Source organism: Micromonospora cynarisoli, from assembly GCF_030518815.1.
GTDB lineage: Bacteria > Actinomycetota > Actinomycetes > Mycobacteriales > Micromonosporaceae > Micromonospora > Micromonospora wenchangensis.
Map to the genome: position 1 here is coordinate 7,195,580 of NZ_CP130426.1, position 25,164 is coordinate 7,220,743.

The window sequence follows — 25,164 nt, forward strand, 5'->3', positions numbered from 1 at the left end:
ACCGGGGACGGCGGCCCGGTGACGGGCTCCGCCGGTCGATGCGCGATTCTCGTCCTGCGTGGGTCGTCCGGACGCGACCCGTACGGCAGGACAGGGCCGAGCCGGTGGCCGACCGGACCGGTCGGTTGATGGTGGGAAATGTCCGGGCAGAGCAAGCTACGCACGATCTCACTTCATTTTTGGGGGCGCCAGTGCTTCACAGAACGTCTCGACCGGTGTGGCGACGGTGGTTCGCCGCGCTCGCCGCACCGGTGCTCGCGGTCGGCCTGCTGGCCGCGCCCGCCCACGCGGCGGACCTCACCCCGGTGACCAGCACGCTCACCTCGGCCAACCCGGCGGACAACATTCCGCACGCGCAGGACGGCGACACCAAGGCGTTCGCCGAGATCGGCAACACGGTCTACGTGGGCGGTTCCTTCACCTCGGTCAAGGCCGCCGGGGACTCCAGCTGGACCTCCCGCAACTACCTGTTCGCCTACGACCGGACCAGCGGCGCGCTCAAGGCCGACTTCAGCCCGACCCTCGACGGCGCGGTGCACGCCCTCGCCGCCAGCCCCGACGGCAAGCTGATCGTCGGTGGCGCGTTCAAGAACGTCAACGGGGTCAGCCGCAAGAACCTCGTCCAGCTCGACCCGGCGACCGGCGCGACGATCGGCAGCTGGGTCGGCCGCAGCGACGGCGGCCTGGTCCGCCGCACCGTCGTGGTCGGCAACAAGCTCTACATCGCCGGCGCGTTCCACTGGGTCAACGGCACCGAGCACTCGCTGCTGGCCCGGCTCGACGCGACGACCGGCGCGATCGACCCGAGCTTCCAGATCGACGCCAGCGTCGCCCGCGCCAGCAGCGAGCTGGTCTGGGGCCTGGCCGTCTCCCCGGACGGCAAGACCCTGGTCGCGGTGGGCAACTTCACCGAGGTCAACGGCCAGCCCCGCAACCAGGTGGTGGTCGTCGACCTGGACGGCACCCCGACTGTCGCCAACTGGAGCACCCAGCGCTACGTGGCGCCCTGCTACAGCGGCTCGTTCCCGTTCTACGCCCGCGACGTCGACTTCTCCGACGACGGCAAGTACTTCGTCATCGGTGCCGACGGCGGCCGGGGCGACGGGGCGTACTGCGACGCCATCGCCCGGTTCGAGACCGCCGACCGGGGTACGGCCCTGGACGCCACCTGGGTCAACTACACCGGTGCCGACTCGGTGACCTCGATCGAGGTCACCGACAACGTGGTGTACGTCGCGGGCCACTTCCGCTGGCTGAACAATGCCAACGGCAACGACTCGGCCGGCTCCGGCGCGATCAACCGGTTCGGGCTCGGCGCGCTGGACCCGATCAACGGGATGCCGCTGGTCTGGAACCCGACCCGTTCGGGCGCGCCGGCCGGCACCACCACCTGGGGTCCGATCGTGTGGGAGCTGTGGCGGGGCAGCACCGGCCTCTACGCCGGCTTCGACTCCGACGGCCTCGGCAACGAGTACCACGGGCGGCTGGGCCTGTTCCCGCTCGCCGGTGGCCGTACCGTCGCGGCGACCAACGCGCCGACGGCGTCGTCGGGCTACCTGTACGTCGGGACCGGCAACGGGCAGACCGCCAAGGTGTCGTTCAACGGCACCACCCTGGGCACGCCGGTGAGCAGCGCGCAGGCGAACCTCACCGCGGCCGGCGCGTCCTTCTCGGTCGGCAACAAGCTCTACTGGTCGAAGACCGACGCGACCGCCCCCGGCGGCAGCTACCTGGGTGTGTCGATGTTCACCGGCGGCACGGTGGGCGCACCCTGGGTGAGCAGCGGCTACAACGACTGGTTCAACCCCGCCACGATGGCCGGCGCGTTCTACCTCGACGGCCGGATGTACTACACCAAGGCCGGTACCAACAAGCTGTTCTACAGGTACCTGGAGCCCGACGGCTACATCGTCGGCTGCACCGAGTTCACCCTGCCCAGCGTGGGTCTGAACTGGGGCAACGTGCGGGGCATGGCCTGGGTCAACGGCAAGATCGTCTACGGCAACACCAACGGCTCCCTGCAGGCCGTGCCGTTCGACGAGACCGCCGTCGACGGCGCCGCCTCGGTCGAGATCGCCCCGGCCGGCGGCAGCGTGAACTGGTCGAGCAAGACGCTGTTCTTCGCCACCTCCTGAGCCACACCCGCCGCGGGCGGTCCGCCGGTGTCCCCGGGACACCGACGGACCGCCCGCGGCGCAGGGGACCGGTCGGCTGTCGACCACAGATGAACGGTCGGCGACAATGGGACCACCAGCGGCTCGCACCGGGGCCGTCGTCGGCCCGAGCCGACCCGCCCACCCCGCATCGCAAGAGGACCTGACTGATGGACGTGACCGACGTCACTCCCGCCCGGCAGCGCCCGGTCGGCCTGGCCGAGTTGGCCCGCATTCCGCTGCGGCGGTGGCGCACGGTGCTCGCCGTCACCGGGCTGGTGCTGTTACTGGTGGCCGCCTACCTGCTGGTCTTCCCGGCCACCTACACCGCCACCACGGCCGTGGTGGTCCGCCCGGTGGTCACCGACCCGTTCTCGGTGCCCTCCGGCGGCGCCGACCGGGCGGTCAACATGACCGCCGAGAGCGGGATCGCCACCAGCAACGACGTCATCGACAAGGTCGCCTCGATCACCGGCCGGGACACCACCGACGTGGCCGACGCGCTCACCGTGGAGACGCCTGTCGGTGGGCAGGTGATGCGGTTCAGCTACGCCGGACACAGCGAGGCCGAGGCGGTCGACGGCGCGAACGGCGCCGCCGAGTCGTACCTCGAACTGCGTAAGGGCATGTACGAGAACCAGCGCGCGGCGGTGCTCAAGTCGTACGACGAGACCATCGCCCTGGTCACCAGCCAGCGCACCACCACCCAGCGGTCGTTGCCGGCGAACCAGGGCTCGTCCAGCCCGTCGCCGCGGACCAGTGCCCTGCTCGACCAGTTGCGGGCGCTCAACGACCAGCTCGCCACCCTCGCCGAGCAGCGCTCCAAGATCGCCTCGGCGGATCTGAGCCCCGGTTCGGTCACCAGCGCCGCCCGCGCGCCCGTCCCGTCCAGCCGGGACGCCGCCCCGCTGATCCTGGTCGCCGGGCTCCTCGGCGGCCTGCTCGTCGGCGGGCTGGTCGCCTTCGTCCGGGAATCCATGGACCGCCGGGTCCGCACCGCCGGTGAAGCCTCCGCGCTGGTCGGCGCACCGCTGCTGGGCACCGTCGGGCGGGACCGCTCGGGTCGGCTCTCCGACACCGACCTGCGCTACCTGGTGCTGGCCCTGGGCCGCTGGGTGGACGGGCCGAGGCCGCTGCCCCTGGTGCTGCTCTCCAGCGCCGCCGACGAACAGCGGGAACAGGTCACCGCCGGGGTCGCCGCCGCACTGGCCCAGGCCGGGCACGAGGTGCGCCTGGGTGTCGCGCCGGAGAGCCAGGACCGCATCCGGGCCCTGCTCACCGACGCCCAGCGCCGGCACCCGGCCGTCGAGCCGACCCGGCCCCGGGTACCCCGCCCCCGGCCGATGCCCAGCAGTGTCCCGGCCCCTGCCGCCCCCACCCCGGTCACCGGCGGCAACCCGGAGGACACCATGATCATTCAGCCGGTCCGCAAGCCCCGGCCGTTCCCCACCGACGACCCGAAGAACGGTGGCGTCTACCGCTCCGCCACCACCTCCGCGGACAAGACCGAGATCATCCCCAGGGTGCTGCCCAAGGAGGCCCCCGCCACCGACGGCGAGCAGGTCCGCATCGGTGCCGGCGCGGTGCGCCTGGTCCCGCTGGAGGCCCCGGTGGCCGCCGGCGTCACAGTGATCGACGCCCCGCCCGCCCTGCACGACGAACGGGGTGTCCGGGCCGCCCGGGAGGGCCGGGCCGTGCTGGTCGCCGCCCGCGACAAGACCCGTACCGGCCGGCTGGGCCAACTGGTGGAACGGCTGCGCTCGGTGGGCGTCGAACCGGTCGGGTTCGTGGTGACGGGAGAGAAACGTGACTGAGTCGACGAGCACCGGGCACCCGCCGGTGACCGTGGTGATCGCCACCCGCGACCGGCCCGGACTGCTGGAGCGGGCCGTGGGCGCGGTGCTCGACCAGGACTACCCCGGGCCGGTGGAGTGCGTCGTCGTCTACGACCACACCGACCTGCGGGAACTGGACGTCGACGTGCCGGCCGGGCGCACCCTGCGGTACGTCCACAACACCCACCGGCGGGGGCTACCCGGCGGCCGGAACACCGGCTTCGACACCGCCGCCGCCGACCTGATCGCCTTCTGCGACGACGACGACCACTGGCTGCCGGCGAAGCTGCGCCGCCAGGTGGAACTGCTGGCGCAGCGGCCCGACGCCGCCGCCGCGAGCTGCGGCATCCGGCTGGAGGGGCCGGGCATCGCCAAGGAACGACAGCTCGACCGGACCGAGGTCGGCCTGCCCGACTTCGTCGAGGACCGGATCATGGAGGTGCACTCCAGCACCATCCTCATCCGCCGCTCCACCTGGGAGGCCATCGGCCCGGTCGACGAGGAACTGCCAGGCGGGTACGGCGAGGACTACGAGTGGCTGCTGCGGATCGCCGGACACGGCCCGGTGGTGATCGTGCCCGAGGTGCTCGTGGTGGTCGACTGGCACGGCGGCTCGTTCTTCTTCGGCCGCTGGGCGACCATCGTCGAGGCCACCCGCTACCTGCTCGACAAGCACCCCGAACTGGCCGGGAGCCGTACCGGCCTGGCCCGCCTGCACGGGCAGATCGCGTTCGCGCTCGCCTCCGGCCGGCGGCGCGGCGAGGCGGTGCGGGAACTCGGCCGGGTGATCCGGCTCAACCCCCGGGAGAAGCGGGTGCTGGTGACCGTCCCGGTGGTGCTCGGGCTGCTGTCGGGGGAGCGGGTGCTCCAGCTCGCCCAGCGCCGGGGCCGGGGTGTCTGACCGGCGGATGCCCGGATCGCCCGCCGGGCCGCCGCCGCTGCCCACCTGGCCACTGCTGGCCATGTTCGGGCTGGTCCCGCTCTGGTGGGTGCTCGGCGGCTTCTACCTCGGCTGGTCGGTGTTCGGGGTGGTGCTGCTGGGCCTGCTGGTCACCCGGGGCCGGGTGGCGCTGCCCGCCGGCACCGCCTGCTGGCTGGTGCTGCTCGCCCTGGTGCTGCTCAGCTTCACCCGGCTCGACCGGGCCACCGCCTACCTGACCTCCGGGCTGCGCTTCGGCTTCATGCTGACCGCCCTGATCGTCTGCGTCTACGTCTACAACCTGGTCCGCGACGGCGTCCCCTGGGAGCAGGTGCTCCGCCCCCTCGGCTGGTACTGGCTGGGCGTGGTCGCCCTGGGCTGGCTGGCCGTGCTGGCACCCCGGTTCCAGCTCACCACCCCGGTGGAGATGCTGCTGCCGGGCAGCATGTCGGGGGAACGGTTCATCCAGGCGTTGACCCACGTGCGGGCCAACGAGTTCAACCCGGTCTCCCGGGCCCCGATCTACCGGACCGCCGCGCCCTACCCGTACACCAACAACTGGGGTACGGCGTACGCGCTGCTGGTGCCGTGCGTGCTGGCATACCTGACCTCGGTACGTACCGGCAAGTTCCGGGTGGTGCTGCTGGTGTCGTTGCCGCTGTCGATGGTGCCGGCGTTCATGACCCTCAACCGGGGCATGTTCCTCGGCCTCGGAGCCGGGCTGACCTACCTGGGCCTGCGGGCGCTGGTACGGGGCAACGCCAAGCTGATCGCCTCGATCGGTGGGCTGGTGCTGCTGGTCTGGGTGGTCAGCCTGGTGGTGCCGGTGCAGGAGCTGATCGACAATCGGGTCAGCAGCACCGACACCAACGTCGACCGGATGGACCTCTACGTCCGTACCCTCCAGGCCGTCGAACGCTCGCCCCTGCTCGGCTACGGCGCACCGAACAGCGTCGACACCACGCTCGCCGAGGAACCGCTGGGCACCCAGGGGATGGTCTGGCAGGTGCTCTACAGCCACGGCATCCCGGCCCTGGTCGCCTTCCTGGCCTGGCTGGCGCTGATCGCCAAGCGGCTGGCCGGCGCGGTCTCCCCGGCCGGGCAGTGGCTGAGCACCATCCCGGTGATCGCCCTGGTGGTGATCCCGGTGTACGCCTACATCGACCCGAACATGTCGGTCATCTTCTTCGCGGTCGGGGCCGGGCTGGCGGCGGTCAGCGGGCCGGTGAACCGTGCGGTGACCCTCGCGCCGGGGGTCGTCGACGCCCGCGCGGCACGCCCCGCGACGGCCGGCTCCGGCGTACCGCCCTCGGCGACCGGCACCGTGGCGTCCGGCAGCACGGCGTCCGGTGCCACGGCCCCGGCCACCGGAACGGCCGCCGTGCCGGCCCGGGCGTCGGCCACCGTCCCGTCCCCGCCACCCCGTGCCGCCGCCCCCGTGCCGCCCCGACCCACCGCCGCCGTGCCACCCTCCGTCCCGCCCGCGCCGGTACCCCCGGTCCCACCCCGTGTCCCGGCTGCACCTGTGCCGGCGTCCCCGGTCCCACCCCGCGTCCCGGCTCCGTCCGCGACGGCGTCCCCGACCCCGCCTGCACCCCCGGCCCCGCCTGCGACGGCATCCACGCCCTCACCCCGAACCCCGGCTCCGTCCGCGACGGCGTCCCCGGGCGTGTCCCGGCCACCGGCCCCGTCGGTTCCGTCCTGGCCCCCGGCTCAGGCCCCGGCCCGCCCCTGCTCACCTGCCCCGGCGCCGGCTCCGACCGCGCCTGCGGTCGCGGCCCCGACTCCGACCCCGGCCCCGACTCCGGCTCCCGCCCGGCCCCCGGCGGCGACACCTGTCAGCGGTTCCCGGCCGGCCGGTGGGGTGTGGCCGCCGACGGTGGTGCAACCCGCACGCGTCGGCGGCGACACCCCACCCACCAGCCCGACCGACGACCGGCCCCGCGCCGGGGACCAGAGCGGCACCGGGGACCAGACCCGCGCCGGTGACGGCAGGGAGCAGACATGAGACGACCGGGAACCGGAACCACTCCGGCGGTGCCCCGGCAGCTCGACCGCCGCGCCGCCGATCCGGGGCCGCCCCCGGCGACCGGCCCGGCGGTCACCGACGCGGCGGGCGGCTCCGGCGAGGTACGCCGCAGTGCCCGCAACGGTGCGGTCGGATTGGTCGGCGCGGCGGTCAACGGCGCGTTGGGTTTCCTGCTCACCGTGGTCATCGTGCGCGGCTTCGGCACCGACGGCTCCGGTGCGCTGTTCACCGCCATCGGCGTGGTCTCCATCCTGGCCGCGGTCTGCTGCGCCGGTGCGGACACCGCCCTCGTCTGGGCCCTGCCCCGACGCCGGGTGGGTGCCGACGGCGACGCCGCCCGGCTGCTGCCGGTCGCGTTGCTGCCGGTGCTCCTGCTCACCGGGGTCGTGGCGACGGTGGGCGCGCTCACCGCCGACCTGCTCGCCCCGGTCTTCTTCGCCCGGTCGGACGGGCCGATGCTGCTGCGCCTGGCGTTCCTCGCCCTGCCGGTCACGGTGGCGATGACCGTGCTGCTCGCCGCCGTCCGGGCGGTCCGGCCGGTGACCGCCGTGGTCGGCATCCAGTACGTGCTGGTGCCGCTGGCCCGGCCCGCCCTGCTGCTGGCGACGGTCGCCACCGGTGCCGGGGTGGTCGTCGGCTTCGGCGGTTGGCTGCTGCCGGTGGCGTTGGCCGTGGTCGCCGCCGCCGTCCTGTTGCTGCGCCCCCTCGGCCTGCTCGCCGGGGCACGGCTACGGCCGGACGGCGCGGACTGGCGTACCCTCTGGGGTTTCGCGTTGCCCCGGGCGGTATCGGCGGCCATCGACGCGAGCAGTATGTGGGTCGGGGTGCTGCTCACCTCGGCGCTGGCCGGCGCGGACGAGTCAGGCGTCTTCGGCGCGGTCGGCCGGTACGCCCTGGCCGGACTGCTGATCATGCAGGGGTTGCGGGTGGCCGTCGCACCCCAGTTGTCCCGGCTGCTCGGGCAGGGGCGCACCGCCGACGCGGCGTTGGTCTACCGGCGGGTCACCGTCGTGATCATCCTGCTGTCCTGGCCGGCGTACCTGCTGCTGGCGGTGTTCGCGCCCGGGTTCCTCAGCCTCTTCGGCGACGGGTTCACCGTCGGGGCCGCCCCGCTGGCGGTTCTCGCCGGGGCGATGCTCGTCAACTCGGGGGTGGGCATCGTGCAGACGATGCTGCTGATGAGCGGCAACAGTGCCAGGCACCTCCAGGCGACCCTGATCGGGCTGGCGCTCACCGTCGGGCTGGGCTTCCTGCTCATCCCCGAGCACGGGGCGCTCGGCGCGGCGTACGCCTGGACGGCCGGCGTGGTCGCCGAGAACGTGCTGGCTGCCGTGGCCGCCCGGGTGGCGATCGGTGAGCCGCTGCTCACCCGCTCGGTGGGCTGGGCGGCGGTCGGGGCCGGCGGCGGCGCGGCCGTGGTGGCGGTGCTCAGCGCGCTGGTCGCCGGTCGGGGCGTGGCCGGTCTGGCGCTGGCCCTGGTGGTGCTGGCGGTCGTCGCCGCCGGGCTGCTGCTGGACCGGCGGGTCCGGCGTACGGTCCGGGCCGCCGTGACGATGCTCAGGCCGAGACCGGCGTGACGAGAGGGAGACGATGACGATCCGCGACCGCCTCAAGGGTGTGGTCCCGCACCAGGTCACCCACCAGGTGCGCAGCTCACTGGTCAGGTACGGCGAACGCACCAGCGAGCGCCGGCCGCTGCCGGACTTCCTGATCACCGGCACCAAGCGGGGCGGCACCACCTCGCTGTGGCGTTACCTGCTGGCGCACCCCCTGGTGCCCCGGCTCTTTCCGGCCTGGAACACCAAGACCTCGCACTACTTCGAGGAGAACTGGGGCCGGGGCGAGGCGTGGTACCGGTCGCACTTCCCGACGGTGCGGCACCGGCAGGCCCTGGAGCGTCGGCACGGCGGGCCGGTCCGCGTCGGCGAGGCCGCGCCGCTGTACATGTTCCACCCGCTCGTCGCTCAGCGGGTCGCCGAGCTGATGCCCGACGTCCGGTTGATCTTCCTGCTCCGGGACCCGGTAGAGCGGGCGTACTCGCACTGGAAGGAGCGGCGTACCGAGGGCAAGGAGCCGCTGGACTTCGCCGAGGCGCTGGCCCGGGAGGAGGAGCGGACGGCGGGGGAGCGGGAGAAGCTGGTCGCCGACCCGACGTACTTCAGCGAGGCGTACGACTGGTACACCTACCGCGCCCGTGGCCGCTACCTGGAGCACCTGACGCCGTGGCTGGACCGGTTCGACCGCTCCCAGCTGCTGATCCTGCCCAGCGAGACGCTGTACGCCGAGCCGGCCGCCACGTACGCCCGGGTGCTGGACTTCCTCGGCCTGCCCCCGCACCGGCTCGCCGCGTACGAGGCACACAACCACCGGCGCAGCAGCGCCATGCCGGAGCAGGTCCGGGCCGAGCTGAGCGCCCACTTCGCCCCGCACAACGCGGCGCTGCAACAGCGGCTGGGCATGCGCTTCGACTGGTCGTGACCGTTGCCGGTGCCCCGCCGGGGTGGACCTCGTCGTCCGCAGGGCGGGACGGGCCGGGCACGGTGCCGTCGCCGGCACCGGGCGTGACAGACTGACCGCTGTGTTGCGTTGGCTGACTGCAGGTGAATCGCATGGTCCGGCTCTGGTGGCGTTGTTGGAGGGGGTGCCGGCCGGGGTGGCGGTGACCACCGGTGACATCGCGGGTGAGTTGGCGCGTCGTCGGCTCGGTTATGGCCGGGGCGCCCGGATGGCGTTCGAGCAGGACGAGGTCGAGGTCGTCGGTGGTGTGCGGCACGGGTTGACCCTGGGTAGTCCGGTGGCGATCCGGGTGGGGAATTCGGAGTGGCCGAAGTGGCAGACGGTGATGGCCGCCGACCCGGTCGATCCGGGCGAGTTGGCGAGTCAGGCGCGTAATGCTCCGTTGACCCGTCCCCGCCCCGGTCATGCGGATCTGGCGGGGATGCAGAAGTACGGCCACACCGATGCCCGGCCGATTCTGGAGCGGGCGAGTGCGCGGGAGACCGCCGCCCGGGTCGCTGTCGGGACGGTGGCGAAGGCCCTGGTCAGGCAAGCTCTGGGCATTGAGATCGTGTCGCATGTGGTGGAACTCGGGTCGGTGGCGGTGAAGCCGGGGCTACGGCCCACCCCCGAGGACGCTCAGCGGATCGATGCGGACCCGTTGCGGTGCCTCGACCAGGAGGCCAGTGCGCGGATGGTCGCCGAGGTCGATGCGGCGAAGAAGGCTGCGGACACGTTGGGTGGGGTGGTGGAGGTGTTGGCGTACGGGGTGCCGCCGGGTTTGGGTAGTCACGTGCAGTGGGATCGGAAGCTTGATGCCCGGTTGGCGACGGCGTTGATGTCGATCCAAGCAATCAAGGGTGTCGAGATCGGGGACGGGTGGCAACAGGCCCGGTCCCGAGGCTCGGAGGCGCACGACGAGATCATGGCCACCGCGACCGGGGTGCGTCGGGTCACCGACCGGGCAGGTGGTCTGGAGGGTGGGATCACGACGGGTGAGCCGGTGCGGGTGCGGGCGGCGATGAAGCCGATTTCGTCGCTGAACCGGGCGTTGGCCACGGTGGATGTCACCACGGGGGAGCCGGCGACCGCGATCAACCAGCGGTCGGATGTGTGTGCGGTGCCGGCGGCGGCGGTGGTCGCGGAGGCGATGGTGGCGTTGGTCCTGGCCGAGGCGGTGGTGGAGAAGTTCGGTGGTGACTCGGTGGCCGAGATCCGCCGCAACCTCGCCGGCTACCTCGACACCCTGATCATCAGGTGAGCGGCGGCTGTCAGGAAGGGCCGAACCAGTGACGAAGCCTGTCTGCGTGCTGGTCGGGGCGCCCGGGTGCGGCAAGAGCACCGTCGGCGCGGAGTTGGCCACCCTGCTCGGGGTGGCGTTCCGGGACACCGACACCGACATCGAGCAGATGGCGGGCAAGCCCATCCCGGAGATCTTCATCGACGAGGGTGAGGCGCACTTCCGGGCGCTGGAGCGGGCCGCGGTGCTGGCGGCGGTGACGTCACACGCCGGGGTGCTCGCCCTCGGCGGCGGGGCGGTCCTCGCCGAGGAGAACCGGGCCGCGCTGATCGGGCACACGGTGGTGCACCTGTCGGTGGAGTTGACCGACGCGGTGAAGCGGGTCGGGCTCGGTGCCGGCCGACCGTTGCTGTCGGTGAACCCGCGCGCCACCCTCAAGTACCTGATGGACCAGCGTCGGCCGCTCTACGCGGAGGTCGCGACGGCGACGGTGCTCACCGACGGCCGTACGCCGGAGGAGATCGCGGCCGAGATCGTCACCCTGATCAGGCCCTGACCACGCCCGCCCGCCCCGTCGGGGCCGCCCGGTCCCGGCGGGGCGCGGGTCGCCAGGTGACCAGCAGGGCCAGGGCGAGCAGGATCTCGGCCAGGTCGCCGACGTAGTACATCAGGGTCGCCGCCGCCCGCAGTTGGGCGGCCGGCGCGGCGGCGTCGACCAGGCCGGCGTACATCAGTTGGGCGAGGGTGGCGTGGGCGGCGACGGACAGGCCCAGCACCACCAGGCGCACCGGCACGCCGCAGCGGTGCGGCCCGGGGTCGGGGCCGGCGATCGACCAGGCGAAGACGTACCCGCCGACCAGGAAGTGCAGTAGCAGCACCGGGTGCAGGCCGGGGTGGGTCAGGGTGGCCCGGTACAGCGGCGTCAGGTGCAGCAGGTAGAGGCCCCCGGCGGTGAGCAGCAGCCCGGTGACCGGATGGCTGGCGACCGTCACGGCGGGCCGCCGCAGCAGCCGCAGGGCGGCCCGGCCGGTGTGGCGCGCAACGGTGCGCAGGGCCAGCGTGCCGGGTGCGCCGAGCACCAGCCCGAGCGGCGCGAGCATGCCGACCAGCAGGTGCTGCCACATGTGCCCGACCAGGTCGTGCGCGGGCAGCAGCAGGGCCACCGCGAGCAGCGCGCTGCCCGCGCCGAAGCTGGCGGTCCGCCAGTGGCTCCACCCGGCGCGCCCCGGGTCGCGCTGGCGCAGCGCGGCGGCCAGGTAACCCCAGAACACCACCGGGGGTACGAGCAGCAGCAGCCCGACCCCGCCGCCGTGCGTCCCGGTCATCGCCGTTCGGCGCAGGTGTCCACGGTCGTGGCCCGGCGCTGCACCGCCCAGCCGAGGGCCACCAGCGCCGCCCCGAGCAGCAGGAAACCGACGTCCCAGGCGGTCTGGTGCGGGCCGCCGTGCACGTGGTGGATGCCGAGCAGGTGGTGGTCGACGACTCCCTCGACCAGGTTGAACAGCCCCCACCCGACCAGCGCCCAGCCCCAGAGCTTGCCGGAGCGCCACAGCCGGCCCCGGGAGCGGGTGACCCGGGAGTGGAGCAGGGCCAGTCCGGTGAGCACCGCCACCCAGGTCACCACGTGGAACAGCCCGTCCCACAGGGTGTTCATCTGCAACCCGGGCACGGTGTCCACCGGGTACGCCCCGATCCCGACGTTGTCGCTGCCGGTGCTGCTGAGCATGTGGTGCCACTGGAGCACCTGGTGCAGGACGATGCCGTCGGCGAAGCCGCCGAGGCCGACGCCGAGGACGGTGGCCGGGAGCCGGATGTCCGCGCCGTCGACGGTGGTGCTGCCCATGGGGGTTCCTCCATGTTCGGGTCGGCACGTTCGGGTCGGTCCCGTCCCCGGTGCCCGGGGCCCGTGGGGCTAAACGCCGGCCCGGTCGTCAGGTCACGCCGGGCGGGCGCCATCAGGTGGACACTCCCCGTGCCGGGGCGAGGGCTGGACTAGGCTGCCGGCGATGGACGAGGTGACCCGGATTCCGGTCGGCGGCGAACGGCCGTACGACGTACTGGTCGGGCGGGGCCTGTTGGCCGAGCTGCCCGCGTTGCTGCCCGACGCGACCCGGGCGGCGGTGCTGTACGCGCCGCCCCTGCGGGCGTTGGCCGAGGAGATCGGCGAGCGGTTGGCCGGCGCGGGGATCAGCCCGCTGGCGATCGAGGTGCCCGACGCCGAGGCGGGCAAGCGGGTCGAGGTGGCCGCCGACTGCTGGGAGCAGCTCGGTGCGGCCGGCTTCACCCGTACCGATGCGGTGGTCGGGGTGGGCGGCGGTGCGGTGACCGACCTGGCCGGCTTCGTCGCGGCCTGCTGGTTGCGCGGGGTGCGGTGGGTGCCGGTGGCGACCTCGCTGCTCGGCATGGTCGACGCCGCCGTCGGCGGCAAGACCGGGGTGAACACGGCTGCCGGCAAGAACCTGGTGGGGTCCTTCCACCCGCCGGTCGGGGTGCTGGCCGACCTGGGCACGCTGGACAGCCTCCCGCCGGCCGACCTGGCCGCCGGGCTGGCCGAGGTGGTCAAGTGCGGTTTCATCGCCGACCCGGTGGTCCTGGACCTGGTCGAGGCGGACCCGGTGGCCGCCGTCGACCCGACGGGCCCGGTGGCCCGGGAGCTGATCGAGCGGGCGATCCGGGTCAAGGCCGACGTGGTCTCCGGTGACCTGCGCGAGTCGGGTGTGCGGGAGGTGCTCAACTACGGGCACACGCTGGCGCACGCGATCGAGAAGGTTGAGGGGTATCGCTGGCGGCACGGGCACGCGGTCTCCGTCGGCACCGTCTACGCCGGCACCCTCGCCCGGTTGGCCGGCCGGCTCGACGCGGCGACCGCCGAGCGGCACCGCCGCGTGCTGTCGGCGCTGGACCTGCCGACCAGCTACCCGGCGGACGCCTGGCCGGCCCTGCTGGCCGCGATGCGGGTGGACAAGAAGGCCCGGGGGAGCAGGCTGCGGTTCGTGGTGCTCGACGGGCTGGCCCGCCCGGCGATCCTGGACGGCCCGGACGACGAGCTGCTGCACGCCGCCTACCGGGAGGTCAGCCGGTGACCGGCCCCGACAACCCCCGGGTGTACGTGCTCAACGGGCCGAACCTGGGCCGGCTGGGCAGCCGCCAGGTCGACGTGTACGGGGTGACCAGCTATGCCGACCTGGTGACGCTCTGCGTCGAGACGGGCCGCGAGCTGGGGTTGGACGTGGTGGTCCGGCAGACCGACGCGGAACACGAACTCGTCGGTTGGCTGCACGGGGCGGCGGACGAGGGCGCGGCGGTGGTGCTCAACCCGGCGGCCTGGTCGCACTACTCGATCGCGGTCCGCGACGCCTGCGCGTTGCTGCGTGCGCCCCTGGTCGAGGTGCACATCTCCAACATCCACGCCCGGGAGGAGTTCCGGCACCACTCGGTGGTGTCGGCGGTGGCCACCGGGGTGATCTGCGGTCTCGGCGTGGACGGCTACCAGCTCGCGCTGCGGCACCTCGCCACCCGGCTCGGCGGGACCGACTGACCGTGCCGTTCGTAACTCTGCGTGAAGGCCGGGGTGGTCCGTGGGGGGTCGGCCGGGCCCCGGTCGACGGCCCCGCCGCCGATTAGACGCAGCTAGTAGACTTGTCAGGTCTGTCCGCCAATTGATGATCAAGGCAGGAAATGGCATCCACCAACGACCTCAAGAACGGCCTGGTACTCAACCTCGACGGGGAGCTGTGGTCCGTCGTCGAGTTCCAGCACGTCAAGCCCGGTAAGGGTGGGGCGTTCGTCCGCACGACGCTGAAGAACGTGCTGTCCGGCAAGGTCGTCGACAAGACCTTCAACGCGGGCACCAAGGTCGAGACCGCCACCGTCGACAAGCGCACCATGCAATACCTCTACGCCGACGGCGAGGACTACGTCTTCATGGATCTGGAGACGTTCGACCAGATCACCGTCCCCGGCGGCACCGTCGGCGAGGCCGCCAACTACCTCCTCCCCGAGGCCGAGGCGACCGTCGCCACCCATGAGGGTGTGCCGCTCTACATCGAGCTACCCACCAGCGTGGTGCTCCAGGTCACCTACACCGAGCCGGGTCTGCAGGGCGACCGGTCGACCGGCGGTAACAAGCCGGCCACCGTCGAGACCGGCGCGACCGTGCAGGTGCCGCTGTTCATCACCACCGACGAGAAGATCAAGGTCGACACCCGCGACGGCCGTTACCTCGGCCGAGCCTGATGGCCGAGGGGCCCAAGCAGCAGATGCCGTCGCGCCGCAAGGCGCGGAAGCGGGCGCTGGACGTGCTCTTCGAGGCCGACCTGCGGGACCGGCCCCCGGTCGAGGTGCTCGCCGGCTACGTCGAGCGGATCGAGAAGCCGCGTCCGGAGCACCTGGACTACGCGATCGGTCTGGTCGAGGGGGTCGCCGGGCACCTCGACCGGATCGACGAGGTGATCGCCAGCTACGCCGAGGGCTGGACCCTGGACCGGATGCCGACGGTCGACCGCAACCTGGCCCGGATCGCCGTCTACGAGCTGCTCTACGTCGACGAGATCGACGACGCGGTGGCGATCAGCGAGGCGGTGGAGCTGGCCCGGCAGATGTCCACCGACGACTCGCCGCGTTTCCTCAACGGCATCCTCGGCCGGATCGCCGAGTACGCCACCCGCTGAGCGTGGTCGCCCGTGGCGCGGGCGGGACCTGCGCGCTGTGACGAGAAGGGCCCGTGCCGGACGGCACGGGCCCTTCTCGTTGCGTGAACCGCGGATCAGGAGGCGAAGAACGCCCGCGGGTCGGCGACCAGCACACCGTGCTCGGTGAGCCGTTCGATCAGACCGGACGGCGAGGCGTCGTAGACGATCGCCAGGGCGCGCAGGTCGTCGGCGCGGATGGAGAGCACCCGACCGTTGTAGTCACCACGCTGCTGCTGGATGGCGCGGGCGTAGCGGGCGACGTAGGCGAGGTCCTCGGAGGCCTCGTCGTACAGCCGCTCCAGGTCGAGGACGATCTTGCTGGTGGGCTCGTGCCGTACCCCGCTGCCGTCGGGCAACAGCTCCGAGACGGGAACGCGGTAGAAGTCGGCCAGCTCCGCCAGTCGGGACACGGTCACGGCCCGGTCGCCGCGCTCGTACGAGCCGACCACCACCGCCTTCCAGCGTCCGTTCGACTTCTCCTCCACCCCCTGCAGGGACAGGCCCTGCTGCTGGCGGATGGAGCGCAGGCGGGCGCCCAGCGACTTGGCGTATTCAGAGGGCATTCGGACACTCCCAGTGCTGTGCTTTGGGGTTCTCCCCGCGATCGCTACGGAGCGTGACGGTACGGGGATTGCGACACGTGGTCAAGTGCTCGTGACATTCCCATCGGAGATAGCGGGTGAGTTGTCCGCATTTCACCGTCCTGATCCGGGGATCAGTGGGTCGCGGCGAACGGCCAGGTGACCGCTGGTAACGTGGCCGCCAGCCCCGGTCGGGCCCCACGACCCGACCGGACACCCCCGACATCCTTTAACGACCCGTCCCGTGAGGCGGGGAAGGAGGTCCGCCGTGGCCTGCCCACCGGCTGCCGACCCGTCGCCCGAGCGGCAACCCTCGGTGAAGGTGATCCTCGCCAGCGCCGACGTCCAGCGCGTCGTCGACCGGATCGCCCACCAGATCCTGGAGAAGACCCAGGGTGCCGCCGACACCGTGCTGCTGGGCATCCCCACCCGGGGTGCCCCGCTGGCCCGGCGGCTCGCCGCCCGGATCAGCACCTTCGAGGACGTCGACGTCCCCGTCGGGGTGCTCGACATCACCCTCTACCGCGACGACCTGCGTCGGCACGCCACCCGCGCGGTCGGCCCGACCCAGCTGCCCCCCGGCGGCATCGACGGCAAGCGGGTCGTCCTCGTCGACGACGTGCTCTTCTCCGGCCGTACCGTCCGGGCCGCCCTGGACGCCCTCAACGACGTCGGCCGGCCCGCCTCGGTGCAGCTCGCCGTGCTGGTCGACCGGGGGCACCGGGAACTGCCGATCCGCGCCGACTACGTCGGCAAGAACATCCCGACCGCGCTCGCCGAGAGCGTCAAGGTCACCCTCGTCGAGACCGACGGCACCGACGAGGTCCGGCTCTGCGGGGGGACCCGGTGAACCCGACCCGACGCCACCCGGCAGGCCCGAACGAGAGGCGGCCCCGCTCATGATCAGACACCTGCTCTCCGGGGGCGACCTGGACGCCGACACCGCAACCGAGATCCTCGACACCGCCGCCGAGATGGCCACGGTCGCCGGCCGGGAGGTCAAGAAGCTGCCGGCGCTGCGCGGCCGGACGGTGGTGAACCTCTTCTACGAGGACTCCACCCGGACCCGGATCTCGTTCGAGGCCGCCGCCAAGCGGCTCAGCGCCGACGTGATCAACTTTTCCGCCAAGGGTTCCAGCGTCACCAAGGGCGAGAGCCTGAAGGACACCGCGCTGACCCTCCAGGCGATGGGGGCCGACGCGGTGGTCGTCCGGCACCCCGCCTCCGGGGCCCCGCACCGGCTGGCCAACTGGGTGGACGGCTCGGTGGTCAACGCCGGCGACGGCACCCACGAGCACCCGACCCAGGCGCTGCTCGACGCGTACACCATGCGGGCCCGACTGGGCCGGCTCGCCGGCCTGCACGTGGCGATCGTCGGCGACGTGCTGCACTCCCGGGTGGCCCGCTCCAACGTGCTGCTGCTGAGCACCCTCGGTGCCAAGGTCACCCTGGTCGGCCCGCCGACGCTGATCCCGGTCGACTGGGCCGCCCGCGCGGGCGTCGGGTCCGCGGCGACCGACGCCGACCCCGGCACCGACGTCTGCTACGACCTCGACGCGGTGCTGCCCGGGGTGGACGTGGTGATGATGCTGCGGGTGCAGCGGGAACGGATGAACGACTCCTACTTCCCCTCGGCCCGCGAGTACGCCCGCCGCTACGGGCTGGACGGCCCGCGCCTGCGCCGGCTGCCCGAGCACGCGATCGTCATGCACCCCGGGCCGATGAACCGGGGGATGGAGATCACCCCCGAGGTCGCCGACTCGCCCCGCTCCACCATCGTCGAACAGGTCGCCAACGGGGTCTCCGTGCGGATGGCCGTGCTCTACCTGCTGCTCGGAGGGAACAACCGGTGACCGCGTACCTGATCAAGAACGTGAGCGTCGTCGGCGGCGCGCCGACCGACCTGCTGCTCCGCGACGGCGTCGTGGCCGAGACCGGCCCCGGGCTGGACGCGCCGGACGCCGCCGTCGTCGACGGCACCGGGCTGGTCGCCCTGCCCGGCCTGGTCGACCTGCACACCCACCTGCGTGAACCCGGCCGGGAGGACGCCGAGACCGTGGAGTCCGGCTCCCGGGCGGCGGCGCTCGGCGGCTACACCGCGGTCTGCGCGATGGCGAACACCTCGCCGGTCGCCGACACCGCGGGCGTGGTCGAGCAGGTGTGGCGGCTCGGCCGGCAGGCCGGGCTGGTCGACGTGCAGCCGATCGGCGCGGTCACCGTCGGCCTGGCCGGCGAGCGGCTCGCCGAGCTGGGCGCGATGGCCGACTCGCCGGCCCGGGTGCGGATCTTCTCCGACGACGGGCACTGCGTCGCCGACCCGAAGCTGATGCGCCGGGCCCTGGAGTACGTCAAGGCGTTCGACGGGATCATCGCCCAGCACGCCGAGGAGCCCCGGCTCACCGAGGGTGCGCAGATGCACGAGGGCGAGGTCTCCACCCGGCTCGGGCTGACCGGCTGGCCGGCCGTCGCCGAGGAGGCGATCATCGCCCGGGACGTGCTGCTCGCCGAGCACGTCGGCAGCCGGCTGCACGTCTGCCACGTCTCCACCGCCGGCAGCGTCGAGGTGCTGCGCCAGGCCAAGGCGCGCGGGGTACGGGTCACCGCCGAGGTCACCCCGCACCACCTGCTGCTCACCGACGAGGTGGTGGCCGGGCGCGGCGCGCTGGCCAGCCCCGGGCTCGGGGCCGACTGGAGCCCGACGGCCAGCTACGACCCGGTGTTCAAGGTCAACCCGCCGCTGCGCACCGGCACCGACGTCGCCGCGCTGCGTGCCGCGCTCGCCGAGGGCGTCATCGACGTCGTCGCCACCGACCACGCCCCGCACGCCGTGGAGGACAAGGAGTGCGAGTGGGCGTACGCCAGGCCGGGCATGCTCGGCCTGGAGACGGCGTTGTCCATCGCCCTCGACGTGCTCGGCCCCCGATGGGACCTGATCGCCGACCGGATGTCACGGACCCCGGCCCGGATCGCCGGCCTCGACGGCCACGGCCTCGACCCGGCACCCGGGGTGCCGGCGAACCTGACCCTGGTCGATCCGGCCGCCCGTCGGGTGGTCGAGCCCGCGGAGCTGGCCAGCCGCAGTCGCAACACCCCGTACGCCCGCATGACGCTGCCGGGTCGCATCGTGGCGACCTTCCTGCGCGGCGAGCCGACGGTCCTGGACGGAAAGGCTGTCAAGTGATTCGAGCGAGGAACGTAGCGAAGCGGAGTCCCGCAGTCCGGATCGGGGGAGGGCGCGTGATTCGAGCGAGGAACGTAGCGAAGCGGAGTCCCGCAGTCCGGATCGGGGGAGGGCGCGTGATTCGAGCGAGGAACGTAGCGAAGCGGAGTCCCGCAGTCCGGATCGGGGGAGGGCGCGTGATTCGAGCGAGGAACGTAGCGAAGCGGAGTCCCGCAGTCCGGATCGGAGGGCAGGCCCGGTGATCCGAGCGACGAACAAGCGTAGATCCGCGATCCTCGTGCTGGAGGACGGGCGCACCTTCCACGGTGAGTCGTACGGCAGTGTCGGGGAGACCTTCGGCGAGGCGGTCTTCAACACCGGCATGACCGGCTACCAGGAGACCCTGACCGACCCGTCCTACCACCGGCAGGTGGTGGTGCAGACCGCCCCGCACATCGGCAACACCGGGGTGAACACGGAGGACGACGAGTCCGACCGGATCTGGGTCGCCGGGTACGTGGTCCGTGACCCGGCCCGGGTCGGCTCCAACTGGCGGGCCACCGGCGGGCTGGAGGACCGGCTCGGCGTGGAGGGCGTGGTGGGCATCGCCGGGGTGGACACCCGGGCGCTCACCCGGCACCTGCGTGAGCGTGGCGCGATGCGGGTCGGCATCTCCAGTGTCGAGGACGATCCGCGCGCCCTGCTGCAACGGGTGCGGGAGTCCCCGCAGATGGTCGGCGCGGACCTGTCGGCCGAGGTGAGCACCGCCGCGCCGTACGTGGTCGAGGCGGAGGGCGAGCACCGGTACACCGTCGCCGCGCTGGACCTGGGCATCAAGCGCAACGTGCCGCGGCGGCTGGCCGCCCGGGGGGTCACCACCCACGTGCTGCCCGCCGGATCCACCATCGAGGACCTGCTGGCCACCGGAGCGGACGCGGTCTTCTTCTCGCCCGGCCCGGGTGACCCGGCCACCGCCGACGGGCCGGTGGCGCTGGCCCGGGAGGTGCTCGGCCGGCGGATTCCGCTGTTCGGCATCTGCTTCGGCAGTCAGATCCTCGGCCGGGCGCTCGGCTTCGGCACCTACAAGCTGGGCTACGGCCACCGGGGCATCAACCAGCCGGTGCTCGACCGGGCCACCGGCAAGGTCGAGGTGACCAGCCACAACCACGGCTTCGCGGTGGCCTGGCCGGGCCACGGCGACGGGCCGGCCGGCGCGGTCGTCCCCGACCAGGTCATCGACACCGAGTTCGGCGGCGTGCGGGTGTCGCACGTCTGCCTCAACGACAACGTCGTCGAGGGGCTGCGGGCCGTGGACGTGCCCGCCTTCACCGTCCAGTACCACCCGGAGGCGGCAGCCGGCCCGCACGACGCCGACTACCTCTTCGACCGTTTCGCCGAGCTGATCGAGGGCCGTGGCCCGGACGGGCAGCCCGGCGCGGGCCGGAACCACAGCGAGGGGCGCACGAATGCCTAAGCGCGACGATCTCAAGCACATCCTGGTGATCGGCTCCGGGCCGATCGTGATCGGACAGGCCTGCGAGTTCGACTACTCGGGCACCCAGGCCTGCCGGGTGCTGCGCAGCGAGGGGATCAGGGTCAGCCTGGTCAACTCCAACCCGGCGACCATCATGACCGACCCGGAGTTCGCCGACGCCACCTACGTCGAGCCGATCACGCCGGAGTTCGTCGAGCTGGTCATCGCCAAGGAGCGGCCCGACGCGCTGCTGCCCACCCTGGGCGGGCAGACCGCGTTGAACACCGCGGTCGCCCTGCACGCCGCCGGGGTGCTCGACAAGTACGGCGTCGAGCTGATCGGCGCGAACATCGAGGCGATCAACCGGGGTGAGGACCGCCAGCTGTTCAAGGAGATCGTCGCCAAGGCCGGCGTACGGCTGGGGCTGCCCGACCCGGACGCGCTGGTGCCCCGGTCGCGGGTCTGCCACTCGATGGACGAGGTCCGTGAGACGGTCGCCGAGCTGGGCCTGCCGGTGGTGATCCGGCCGTCGTTCACGATGGGCGGCCTGGGGTCCGGCATGGCGCACACCGACGAGGACCTGGACCGTATCGCCGGTGCCGGCCTGGCCGCCAGCCCGGTGCACGAGGTGCTCATCGAGGAGAGCGTGCTCGGCTGGAAGGAGTACGAGCTCGAACTGATGCGCGACCGGCACGACAACGTGGTGGTGGTCTGCTCGATCGAGAACGTCGACCCGATGGGCGTGCACACCGGCGACAGCGTCACCGTCGCCCCGGCGATGACGCTCACCGACCGGGAGTACCAGAACCTGCGGGACCTGGGCATCGCGGTGCTGCGTGAGGTCGGGGTGGACACCGGCGGCTGCAACATCCAGTTCGCGGTGAACCCGGCCGACGGCCGGATCGTGGTGATCGAGATGAACCCCCGGGTGTCCCGGTCGTCGGCGCTGGCGTCGAAGGCCACCGGCTTCCCGATCGCCAAGATCGCCGCGAAGCTGGCCATCGGCTACACCCTCGACGAGATCCCCAACGACATCACGCGCAAGACGCCTGCCGCGTTCGAGCCGACGCTCGACTACGTGGTGGTGAAGATCCCCCGGTTCGCGTTCGAGAAGTTCCCCGGCGCCGACCCGGAGCTGACCACCACGATGAAGTCGGTGGGCGAGGCGATGAGCCTGGGCCGGAACTTCACCGAGGCGCTCAACAAGGCGATGCGGTCGATGGAGACGTCGGCGGCGGGGTTCTGGACCCGGCCGGACCCGCAGGACGCGACGAGGGAGAACACCCTCGCCGCGCTGGGGATGCCGCACGACGGCCGGCTCTACACCGTGGAGCGGGCGCTGCGGCTGGGCGCGTCGGTCGCCGAGGTGTCGGCGGCCTCCGGCGGGATCGACCCGTGGTTCCTGGACCAGATCGCCGGTCTGGTCGAGCTGCGGGCCGAGATCGTGGCCGCCCCGGTGCTCGACGCCGGGCTGCTGCGCCGGGCCAAGCGGGCCGGGCTGTCCGACCGGCAGCTCGCCGCGCTGCGTCCGGAACTGGCCGCCGAGGACGGGGTCCGCACCCTGCGGCACCGGCTCGACGTGCGGCCGGTGTACAAGACGGTGGACACCTGCGCGGCCGAGTTCGCGGCGAGCACCCCGTACCACTACTCGACGTACGACGAGGAGACCGAGGTCGCCGCGTCGGACCGGCCCAAGGTGCTGATCCTGGGGTCCGGGCCGAACCGGATCGGCCAGGGCATCGAGTTCGACTACTCCTGCGTGCACGCCGTCCAGGCGTTGCGGGCCGCCCCGCGCGGCACGGCGGGCGCCGTCGCGGCGGACGTGGCCGGTTCCGTCGGCTACGAGACCGTGATGGTCAACTGCAACCCGGAGACCGTCTCCACCGACTACGACACCGCCGACCGGCTCTATTTCGAGCCGCTGACCTTCGAGGACGTGCTGGAGGTCTGGCACGCCGAGGACTCGTCCGGCCGGGCGGCCGGCGGCCCCGGCGTGGTCGGGGTGATCGTGCAGCTCGGCGGGCAGACCCCGTTGGGGCTGGCGCAGCGGCTCAAGGACGCCGGGGTGCCGGTGGTGGGCACCTCCCCGGAGTCGATCCACCTGGCCGAGGAGCGCGGCGCGTTCGGGGCGCTGCTGGCCCGCGCCGGCCTGCGTGCCCCGGCGCACGGCACGGCCACCTCGTACGACGAGGCGAAGGCGATCGCCGACGAGATCGGCTACCCGGTGCTGGTGCGCCCGTCGTACGTGCTCGGCGGGCGGGGCATGGAGATCGTCTACGACGACGCCACGTTGCGCGACTACATCGGGCGGGCCACCGACATCTCCCCGGACCACCCGGTGCTCGTCGACAGGTTCCTCGACGACGCCATCGAGATCGACGTGGACGCGCTCTGCGACGCCGACGGTGAGGTCTACCTCGGCGGGGTGATGGAGCACATCGAGGAGGCCGGCATCCACTCCGGCGACTCGTCGTGCGCGTTGCCGCCGATCACGCTGGCCGGCTCGCACCTGACCGAGGTGCGCCGCTACACCGAGGCGATCGCCAGGGGCGTGGGGGTGCGCGGTCTGCTCAACGTCCAGTACGCCCTCAAGGACGACATGCTGTACGTGCTGGAGGCGAATCCGCGGGCGTCCCGGACGGTCCCGTTCGTCTCGAAGGCGACCGCCGTGCCGCTGGCCAAGGCGGCGGCCCGGATCGCCCTCGGCGCGACCGTCGCCGAGCTGCGCGCCGAGGGGCTGCTCCCGGCGGCCGGCGACGGTGGCGAGCTGCCGCCTGACGCCCCGATCGCGGTGAAGGAGGCGGTGCTGCCGTTCAAGCGGTTCCGCACCCCCGCCGGCAAGGGCGTCGACTCGCTGCTCGGCCCGGAGATGAAGTCGACGGGTGAGGTGATGGGCATCGACACCAGCTTCGGGCACGCGTTCGCCAAGAGCCAGTCCGCCGCGTACGGGTCGCTGCCGACCACCGGGAAGATCTTCGTCTCGGTGGCGAACCGGGACAAGCGGTCCATGATCTTCCCGATCAAGCGGCTGGCCGACCTGGGCTTCGCGATCGTCGCCACCACGGGTACCGCCGAGCTGCTGCGCCGGCACGGCATCGCCTGTGAGCAGATCCGCAAGCACTACCAGAGCGGCGAGGGCGCGGACGCGGTGTCGATGATCCTCGCCGGGGACGTGGCGCTGGTGGTGAACACCCCGCAGGGGTCGGGCGCGAGCGCCCGCTCGGACGGCTACGAGATCCGCAGCGCCGCCGTCACGGCCGACATCCCCTGCATCACCACGGTGCCGGGGGTGGCGGCGGCGGTGATGGGCATCGAGGCCCGCATCCGGGGCGACATGCGCGTGCGTCCCCTCCAGGAGCTCCACGCCGCCCTCCGGGCCGCCCAGTGACCCCCTGCTCCCACCCCCCGCTCGGTTCGGTGGTCACGGGGTTTCGGTCACCTGACGGCGGGTGCGGTGACGCGAACCTCCTGATCACCGACGAGAGCGTCGGCCGGGAGGCATCGTGATGTTCGAGCGGGGCGTACGGCGGGTGCTGTTCCGGATCGGGGGCGGTGACGCGGAGGCGGCGCACGAGTGGACGCTGCGGCGGCTGGCGACGCTGTCCCGGCGGCCGGCGGCGTTGGCGCTGCTGCGGGCCCGCAACCTGCACCGGGCGCCCCGGACGGTGTTCGGGGTGGAGTTCCCCAACCCGGTGGGCCTGGCGGCGGGGATGGACAAGAACGGGGTGGCCCTGCCGGCCTGGCCGGCGCTCGGGTTCGGCTTCGTCGAGGTGGGCACGGTCACCGCGCACGCCCAGCCGGGCAACCCCCGGCCCCGGCTGTTCCGGCTGCCCGACAGCGCCGCCGTGATCAACCGGATGGGCTTCAACAACGCCGGGGCGCAGGCGCTGGCCGACCGGCTGGCCGCCGCGCCCCGCCCGCTGGGGGTGCCGCTGGGCATCTCGCTGGGCAAGTCCAAGGTGACCCCCCTAAAGGACGCGGTCGAGGACTACCTCACCTCGTACCGGGCGTTGCGCGGGTACGGCGACTACTTCGCGGTCAACGTCTCCTCGCCGAACACCCCGGGGCTGCGCTCGTTGCAGGACAAGGCGCACCTGGACGCCCTGCTGGCCGCCCTGGTGGGGGAGAAGCCGGTGCTGGTGAAGATCGCCCCGGACCTCACCGAGCCGGCCGTGGCGGAACTGCTGGAGGTGTGCCTGGCCCGGGGCGCGGCCGGTGTGATCGCCACCAACACCACGCTGGCCCGCGACGGGCTCGCCCCCGCCGACCGGGACCGTGGCGTCGAGACCGGTGGGCTGTCCGGCCGTCCGCTGACCGGGCGGGCCCGGGAGATGGTCGCGTTCGTGCACCGGGAGACCGGGGGCCGGCTCCCGGTGATCGGGGTCGGCGGCATCCTCGACCCGGACGACGCGGCCCGGATGTTCGACGCGGGGGCCAGCCTGGTCCAGCTCTACACCGGGTTCATCTACCGGGGCCCGGCCCTGGTGCGGGCCGCCGCCCGGGTTCCGGCCGGGACCGGGGTCCCGGCGGGTGACCGGGCGGTGGGCGGCAGGTGAGCCGGCGGGCACGTCCGGGGTTCCGGTCGT

The 25,164-nt window shown here is 72.9% G+C and carries 20 protein-coding genes and 1 pseudogene; 18 read left to right on the forward strand and 3 right to left on the reverse strand.

Annotated elements, in window-relative coordinates; all coding sequences use genetic code 11:
* Positions 1 to 128: 128 nt before the first annotated feature.
* From Q2K16_RS31565 to Q2K16_RS31600, 8 genes and pseudogenes are all read left to right on the forward strand, one after another.
* Positions 129 to 2,135 (forward strand): delta-60 repeat domain-containing protein, encoded by a 2,007-nt coding sequence (locus tag Q2K16_RS31565; RefSeq protein ID WP_489671947.1) that lies wholly within the window; start codon positions 129 to 131, stop codon positions 2,133 to 2,135.
* Positions 2,136 to 2,323: 188 nt separating this feature from the next.
* A complete protein-coding gene (locus tag Q2K16_RS31570; protein ID WP_302742244.1) occupies positions 2,324 to 3,967 on the forward strand; it encodes a Wzz/FepE/Etk N-terminal domain-containing protein in 1,644 nt (547 codons plus the stop codon).
* Complete coding sequence (locus Q2K16_RS31575; protein ID WP_302742245.1) at positions 3,960 to 4,889, forward strand: glycosyltransferase family 2 protein; 930 nt, start codon at positions 3,960 to 3,962, stop codon at positions 4,887 to 4,889. Before Q2K16_RS31570 ends, Q2K16_RS31575 begins: the two co-directional genes overlap by 8 nt.
* A gap of 7 nt (positions 4,890 to 4,896) precedes the next feature.
* A pseudogene (locus tag Q2K16_RS33310) lies at positions 4,897 to 6,180 on the forward strand (O-antigen ligase family protein); the annotation flags it as partial.
* A gap of 731 nt (positions 6,181 to 6,911) precedes the next feature.
* Positions 6,912 to 8,513: a lipopolysaccharide biosynthesis protein gene (locus Q2K16_RS31585; protein WP_302742248.1), complete on the forward strand. Its 1,602-nt coding sequence runs from the start codon at positions 6,912 to 6,914 to the stop codon at positions 8,511 to 8,513.
* A 13-nt stretch (positions 8,514 to 8,526) separates the two neighbouring features.
* Complete coding sequence (locus tag Q2K16_RS31590) at positions 8,527 to 9,414, forward strand: sulfotransferase family protein (RefSeq protein WP_302742249.1); 888 nt, start codon at positions 8,527 to 8,529, stop codon at positions 9,412 to 9,414.
* Between the two features lie 100 nt (positions 9,415 to 9,514).
* Positions 9,515 to 10,693, forward strand: a complete 1,179-nt coding sequence (gene aroC, locus Q2K16_RS31595; RefSeq protein ID WP_302742250.1) for a chorismate synthase — start codon at positions 9,515 to 9,517, stop codon at positions 10,691 to 10,693.
* A 28-nt stretch (positions 10,694 to 10,721) separates the two neighbouring features.
* The gene (locus tag Q2K16_RS31600) at positions 10,722 to 11,228 is read left to right on the forward strand and encodes a shikimate kinase (protein WP_302742252.1); all 507 of its coding nucleotides are present in this window, start codon (positions 10,722 to 10,724) and stop codon (positions 11,226 to 11,228) included.
* On the opposite strand, the gene Q2K16_RS31605 is transcribed toward Q2K16_RS31600, so the two are convergent.
* Both Q2K16_RS31605 and Q2K16_RS31610 read right to left on the reverse strand, forming a co-directional pair.
* Positions 11,218 to 11,997: a cytochrome c oxidase assembly protein gene (locus Q2K16_RS31605; RefSeq protein WP_302742253.1), complete on the reverse strand. Its 780-nt coding sequence runs from the start codon at positions 11,995 to 11,997 to the stop codon at positions 11,218 to 11,220. The two genes, Q2K16_RS31600 and Q2K16_RS31605, sit on opposite strands and share 11 nt — an antisense overlap.
* Positions 11,994 to 12,515, reverse strand: a complete 522-nt coding sequence (locus Q2K16_RS31610; protein WP_302742254.1) for a DUF2243 domain-containing protein — start codon at positions 12,513 to 12,515, stop codon at positions 11,994 to 11,996. The genes Q2K16_RS31605 and Q2K16_RS31610 overlap by 4 nt, the downstream gene beginning before the upstream one ends.
* A gap of 163 nt (positions 12,516 to 12,678) precedes the next feature.
* Between Q2K16_RS31610 and aroB the strand changes: the two genes are divergently transcribed.
* From aroB to nusB, 4 genes are all read left to right on the forward strand, one after another.
* Positions 12,679 to 13,755: a 3-dehydroquinate synthase gene (aroB, locus tag Q2K16_RS31615; protein WP_302742256.1), complete on the forward strand. Its 1,077-nt coding sequence runs from the start codon at positions 12,679 to 12,681 to the stop codon at positions 13,753 to 13,755.
* On the forward strand, positions 13,752 to 14,210 hold the full coding sequence (gene aroQ / locus Q2K16_RS31620) for a type II 3-dehydroquinate dehydratase (RefSeq protein WP_302742257.1): 459 nt from the start codon (positions 13,752 to 13,754) through the stop codon (positions 14,208 to 14,210). The genes aroB and aroQ overlap by 4 nt, the downstream gene beginning before the upstream one ends.
* A gap of 140 nt (positions 14,211 to 14,350) precedes the next feature.
* Positions 14,351 to 14,908: an elongation factor P gene (gene efp, locus Q2K16_RS31625; RefSeq protein WP_088645221.1), complete on the forward strand. Its 558-nt coding sequence runs from the start codon at positions 14,351 to 14,353 to the stop codon at positions 14,906 to 14,908.
* A gap of 23 nt (positions 14,909 to 14,931) precedes the next feature.
* Positions 14,932 to 15,342 carry a transcription antitermination factor NusB gene (gene nusB, locus Q2K16_RS31630; RefSeq protein ID WP_302746683.1) on the forward strand — a complete coding sequence of 137 codons (411 nt, stop codon included), beginning with the start codon at positions 14,932 to 14,934 and terminating at the stop codon, positions 15,340 to 15,342.
* A gap of 95 nt (positions 15,343 to 15,437) precedes the next feature.
* Here nusB and bldD read toward each other — a convergent pair whose 3' ends face one another.
* Positions 15,438 to 15,926, reverse strand: a complete 489-nt coding sequence (gene bldD / locus Q2K16_RS31635; protein ID WP_013285505.1) for a transcriptional regulator BldD — start codon at positions 15,924 to 15,926, stop codon at positions 15,438 to 15,440.
* Between the two features lie 286 nt (positions 15,927 to 16,212).
* Between bldD and pyrR the strand changes: the two genes are divergently transcribed.
* From pyrR to Q2K16_RS31665, 6 genes are all read left to right on the forward strand, one after another.
* A complete protein-coding gene (gene pyrR / locus Q2K16_RS31640) occupies positions 16,213 to 16,794 on the forward strand; it encodes a bifunctional pyr operon transcriptional regulator/uracil phosphoribosyltransferase PyrR (protein ID WP_302742278.1) in 582 nt (193 codons plus the stop codon).
* Between the two features lie 49 nt (positions 16,795 to 16,843).
* Positions 16,844 to 17,797, forward strand: a complete 954-nt coding sequence (locus tag Q2K16_RS31645; protein WP_302742279.1) for an aspartate carbamoyltransferase catalytic subunit — start codon at positions 16,844 to 16,846, stop codon at positions 17,795 to 17,797.
* The gene (locus Q2K16_RS31650) at positions 17,794 to 19,125 is read left to right on the forward strand and encodes a dihydroorotase (protein ID WP_302742280.1); all 1,332 of its coding nucleotides are present in this window, start codon (positions 17,794 to 17,796) and stop codon (positions 19,123 to 19,125) included. The genes Q2K16_RS31645 and Q2K16_RS31650 overlap by 4 nt, the downstream gene beginning before the upstream one ends.
* Before the next feature lie 241 nt (positions 19,126 to 19,366).
* Positions 19,367 to 20,578, forward strand: coding sequence for a glutamine-hydrolyzing carbamoyl-phosphate synthase small subunit (gene carA, locus Q2K16_RS31655; RefSeq protein ID WP_302746684.1), 1,212 nt, complete (start codon positions 19,367 to 19,369; stop codon positions 20,576 to 20,578).
* Entirely contained in the window at positions 20,571 to 23,966 is a 3,396-nt protein-coding gene (gene carB, locus Q2K16_RS31660) for a carbamoyl-phosphate synthase large subunit (RefSeq protein ID WP_302742281.1), read from the forward strand. Before carA ends, carB begins: the two co-directional genes overlap by 8 nt.
* A 115-nt stretch (positions 23,967 to 24,081) precedes the next feature.
* Positions 24,082 to 25,134, forward strand: a complete 1,053-nt coding sequence (locus Q2K16_RS31665; protein WP_302742282.1) for a quinone-dependent dihydroorotate dehydrogenase — start codon at positions 24,082 to 24,084, stop codon at positions 25,132 to 25,134.
* Positions 25,135 to 25,164: the final 30 nt, after the last annotated feature.